Origin of the sequence: Caulobacter sp. 17J65-9, assembly GCF_010975005.1 — a bacterium.
Taxonomy (GTDB): domain Bacteria; phylum Pseudomonadota; class Alphaproteobacteria; order Caulobacterales; family Caulobacteraceae; genus 17J80-11.
This window is the reverse complement of sequence record NZ_JAAIVC010000218.1, coordinates 1-5,034: the sequence shown is the minus strand read 5'-3', so window position 1 is coordinate 5,034 and position 5,034 is coordinate 1. Positions and strand designations below refer to the sequence as shown.

At 68.8% G+C, this 5,034-nt stretch carries 4 protein-coding genes; all 4 read right to left on the bottom strand.

Going from position 1 to position 5,034, the window contains the following annotated elements; genetic code table 11:
- A partial coding sequence (locus G3573_RS19895) for a hypothetical protein (protein WP_163263416.1) occupies positions 1–836 on the bottom strand: 836 nt, incomplete at its 3' end.
- A 56-nt stretch (positions 837–892) separates the two neighbouring features.
- Entirely contained in the window at positions 893–1,264 is a 372-nt protein-coding gene (locus tag G3573_RS19890; RefSeq protein ID WP_163263415.1) for a VOC family protein, read from the bottom strand.
- A 67-nt stretch (positions 1,265–1,331) separates the two neighbouring features.
- Positions 1,332–2,288, bottom strand: coding sequence for a 2-hydroxyacid dehydrogenase (locus tag G3573_RS19885; protein WP_346427423.1), 957 nt, complete (start codon positions 2,286–2,288; stop codon positions 1,332–1,334).
- A gap of 85 nt (positions 2,289–2,373) precedes the next feature.
- Positions 2,374–4,722, bottom strand: coding sequence for a family 16 glycosylhydrolase (locus G3573_RS19880; RefSeq protein WP_163263414.1), 2,349 nt, complete (start codon positions 4,720–4,722; stop codon positions 2,374–2,376).
- Positions 4,723–5,034: the final 312 nt, after the last annotated feature.

Genomic DNA, 5,034 nt, shown 5'->3' with positions numbered 1-5,034 from the left:
GCCTGAGCCGGCTCGCCCGCGTCCTGCGGCTGGACCGCCTGCGCCTTGGCGGCCTCGCTCCGGCGGATGCGCGCGGCGGCCCGCTCCAGCGGCGCTTCGTCGATGCGCACCGCGCCCGGGCGCGGGCGGTCGATGTCGACAACCAGGCTGATGGTCAGGGCGATCAGCAGGAACAGGGTGGTGGAGGCGGCGAAATGACGTCCGCCGCTGGCCAGGCCGTAGCCCATGAACAGGGCGCACATCATGGCGTAGAGGATCAGGGTGCGCAGGATGACGACCGGCACGCGCGTCTCGGTGGCGGCCCGACGGGACGCGCCGGCCGCGAACATCTCGTTGGTCGCCAGCAGCAGCGGGGTTGCGAGATAGCCTTGAGCCGGCGCGTGCACCGCAGGGGTCAGCGCCGCCCAGATCCGCTCCTGCATGCGCGCGGCGTCCTCGGCGATGTCCTTGGCCCGCTCCGGTTCGGCCACCGCCGCGTCGGCTCGCTCCCGCAGCCCCAGATATTCCACGATCAGGCCGCTGAGCTCGCTGCGCGCCGGCTCCTCGACCAGCTGGTAGCGCAGGTAGGCGGTGCGGATCGCGTTGGCCTCCGCCGCGACCGCTTCGTTGCGCAGATCGTGGTGCGTGGCGGCCATCGAGAAGGTGAAGGCGATCAGCAGGCCCAGCAGGGCCAGGGCGGCGGAGATCAGATACCCCACCCCCGGCCCCTCCTGGGTCGGCTCCCAACGCAGCGAGATGGCGCGCCGCAGGCGGAAGGCCAGCTCCTCGGTCAGGATCATGCCGACCGCGAGGGAGACGCCGAGGACCCAGAGCGGGACTTCGTCGAAGAGGGTCATCGCGAGCTCCCAAGGCGCCGAGCGCCGGCGCGCGGGAGCAACTCAGGAAGACGGGCCTAGGCGCCAGCCGGCGGTTGCCAGAGCTCGACCTTCACGCCGGCCGGATCCAGCAGCCAGGCGAACTGGCCGTTCGCGTCGCCGTCCTCGCGGCCCAGCGGCTCGACGCCGGCGTCCTTGGCCCGGGCCAGCACGCCGTCCAGATCGTCGACGATCAGGTTGATCATGAACGGCTGCGCCGACGGCTCGAAGTAGGTGGTGTCGGCCTTGAACGGCGACCACAGGGTGAAGCCCTGCTGCGGATGCGGCCACATGGCCCCGCCCCAGCCGTCCTGGATCTCGAACCCGAGCACGCGGCGGTACCAGTCGCTCAAGGCGTCGCCGTCCGCGGCCTTGAAGAAGATTCCGCCCAATCCGAGCACCTTGGCCATGAGTCGCCCTCCGGTTCGGCGGCGATCATGGCGGCGAACGGCGTTCGCGTCAGGTTAAAGCCTGGGCTCAGCGCACCGGCGTCTTCACCGGCTGCTCGGCGAAGAAGGCTTCGAGGTTCTGCATCAGCAGCATCAGCATGGCCTGCACCGACTCGGTGGTCGCGCCGGCCGTGTGCGGAGTCAGCACCGTGTTGGGCACGTCGGCCCAGCGCGCCGCCGGCGTCGGCTCCTCGACGAACACGTCCAGCGCCGCCCCGCCCAGCCGCCCGTCCTTCAGCGCCGCGATCAGGACGTCCTCGTCGACCACCTGGCCGCGCGAAACGTTGACCAGCAGGCCGGCGGGCCCCAGCGCCTCGATCACCTCGCGCGAGATCTGGCCGCGGTTCTCCTCGTCGGCCTTGACGCAGACCGCCAGCACGTCGCTGTCGCGGGCCAGCTCGACCAGGCTGGCGGCGCGCGGCCAGGCCGCGTCCGGCTTCGGATTGGGTCCCCACCAGGCGATCTGCATGCCCAGGGTCTCGGCGCGGACGGCCAGCGCCTTGCCGATCATGCCCAGGCCCACGACCCCGAGCTTCTGGCCCTTCATCGAGCGGGTGATGGTCTTGCTTTCCGGGGTCCAGCCGCCGGCGCGCAGGGCCCGGTCGCCGCTGACGATCTCGCGCCGCGCGCCCAGGATCAGGCCCAGCGCGTGGTCGGCGACGTCCTCGTGGTTCACGCCCGGCGCGTGGGTCACCTCCAGGCCGCGGCCGCGCGCCCAGGCCACGTCGATGCCGTCGTAGCCGGAGGTGAAGCAGGCGATCAGGCCCAGCTGCGGCAGCTCCTCGATCAGGCGCTTGTCCAGCGGAAACTCGCCGGCCACCACCAGGGCGCGGACGGCCTGGGCGACCTCGACGGGCGGGCCCTCCCAGAACCGGTGGACGGCGTAGCGGCTCTCCAGGAAACCGCTCAGCGGCGCCAGGTGGCGCTGCATGATCAGGACGGCGGGCTTGTCGCTCATGTCCTTCGGGTGGGCGATCCGACGCACGCCGTCAAGCCGGACGGGCGCGCAAAAAGAAGGGGCGGGAACCCTCAGGTTCCCGCCCCAGTCGGCTGATAGTCAGTTCAGGCGATCAGGCCCAGTGCCAGTCGTCGACCTTCACCAGGGCGTGCATGTTCACGCTCTTCAGCGTGACCGAGTCGCCGGTCGAGAAGCTGAACACGGTGTCCGAGCCGACCTGGGTTACGGTCGGGGCCGCCGTGTGGCCCTGGTAGCCGCTGAAGTCGAGGCTGTCTTCGACACCGCCCGGCTTGAAGTTGTAGATCGTGTCCTTGCCGGACCCGACGCCGAAGACGAACAGATCGTCGCCCGCGCCGCCGTCCATCACGTCGTTGCCGCCCATGCCGGTGATCTTGTCGTTGCCGGCGAGGCCGTTGATGCGGTCCGCGCCCGAGGTGCCGACCAGGATGTCATGGCCCGTGGTGGCGGCCAGGTTCGGCGTCGTCGGATCCGGAGTCGGAGTCGGCGTCGGAGTGGGCGTCGGGGTCGGCGTCGGCGTCGGCGTGGGGGTCGTGCTGGCTTCCGCATTGCCCCAGTGCCAGTCGTCGATCTTCTTGATGGTCGACATGTTCACGCTCTTCAGCGTGACCTTGTCGCCGTTCGAGAAGCTGAACACCGTGTCGGCGCCCGACTGGGTCACCGTCGGCTTCAGGCCCGCGGCCTGGTGGCCGTTGAAGTTCAGGCCGTCATCGGCGCCCTTGAAGTTGTAGATCGTGTCCTGGCCGGACCCGGTGGCGAAGATGAACTGGTCCTTGCCGGCGCCGCCGTCCATGACGTCGTTGCCCGCACCGCCGGTGATGTGGTCGTTGCCGGCCAGACCGTTGATGCGGTCCGCGCCCGAGGTGCCGACCAGGTGGTCGTCGCCGGTGGTCGCCTTCAGGTTCGGCTCACCCGGCGTCGGGGTCGGAGTCGGGGTGGGCGTCGGGGTCGGGGTCGGCGTCGGCGTGGGGGTCGGCGTCGGAGTCGGGGTGGGCGTCGGAGTCGGGGTCGGGGTCGGCGTCGGCGTGCCGGTGCCGTCCAGGCTGTAGGCGCGGATGTAGTCGATATCCATCTTGGCCGGGAACTTGGTGGTCCCGTCCGGGCTGCCCGGCCACGAGCCGCCCACCGCCAGGTTGGCGATCATGTACATCGGCTTGTTCATGTCGGCCGGGGTGGCCGAGCGATAGACTTCAGCGCCGTCGACGTACCAGACGATCTCCTTGGCGTCCCACTTGGCGCCGTAGGTGTGCATGCCGTCGGTGGAGTCACCGATGACGTGGCCCTTGGAGTCGTAGGTGTGCTTGCCCGAGGCCTTGGAGTGCTGGGTGGTGTAGACGATGGTCGGATCCGAGCCGATCATCTCCATCACGTCCAGCTCGGGCGGCCACGACCCGTCCTGCGGCAGCAGCCAGAAGGCCGGCCACAGACCCTGGCCGCCCGGCAGGTCGGCGCGCATCTCGAAGTAGCCGTAGGTCTGGCTGAAGGTACCCTTGGTGTTGATCATACCCGAGGTGTACTGGTTCGCCGCACCGCCGATCGCGCTCGCGACCGCGGCGGAGGACTTCTCAGCGGTGATGGTCAGCACGCCGTTGTTCACGGAGAACGGGTTCACACCCAGACCCTTGAAGTCCGGGTCCATGTAGTACTGCTTCTCGCTGTTACCCACGAGAGTGCGCGTGTCGTAGGACGCGCCCGGACCGAAGGTGGTGTTCCAGGTGCCCGCGCCCTTCCAGTCGGCACGACGGCTGAAGCTGTCGAACTCGTCGCTGAAGGTCAGCTTCAGCTTGCTGTAGTCGATCGGCAGCTGGAAATCGTCGGCCGCGAAGTCCGCGATCTTGTGGTTGCGGAAGGTCACCGACTGGTCCGAACCGAGGTTCAGCACCACGTCCGAGCCGGACTGGACCATGGCCGCCTTGACCTGGTCGAAGGTGAACAGGTTGCCGCCCTTCAGGCGCAGCGTGTCGGTCTTGCCGGCGCCGGCCTCGAAGTCGGTGATCACGTCGCTGCCTTCGCCGCGCGCGACGATGAAGATGTCCTGGCCCGCGCCGCCGGTCAGCACGTCGTTGCCGCCGCGGCCGTCGATGGTCTGGTTGCCGTCCAGGCCCTTGATCACGTTGGCGAGCGCGTTGCCGGCGCCATACGAGTCATAGCCGTGGAGCGTCAGGTTCTCGATGTTGTCCGACAGGAAGTAGGTGCGGATGGCGTTGACCGTGTCGACGCCCTCGCCCGCCTTCTCGATGATGATGTCGGTGCGGTTTTCGGTGGTGTAGGTGTCGTCGCCCGCGCCGCCGACCAGGGTGTCGCCGCCGCCGCCGCGAATGGCGTCGTTGCCGGAGGTGCCGGTGATGGTCTCCTTGGCCGAGGTGCCGGTGAAGCCCTTGGTGGTCGCCCCGCTCAGCGGCAGCGCGTTACCCTTGTAATCAATATTAGTAATATCGGCCATGGGAACTCCCAATCGAAGTTATTGGGAGACGTTACCGATCTAGATCGATGGTCTGAAGGCGACGGGCCGTCGCAATAACCCACAGTTCGCCGTACACGCTCAGCGAACATCTTTATGTATTCTTGAGGCGGATTGACGCAGGTCGAGCGCGGCCGCCCCGAGGGTGCAGATGCGCCAGTCCTTTAGCCCACAAGGCTCAATTTAATATTTCAGTGCGCGCCGAAACGGGCACGCCCGCGGTTCTGCGGCGGCCCGTCACGGCCGAACCCACGGCGCGGGGCTTGCGCGCGCGCCGGGCGGGCGACGCCGGCC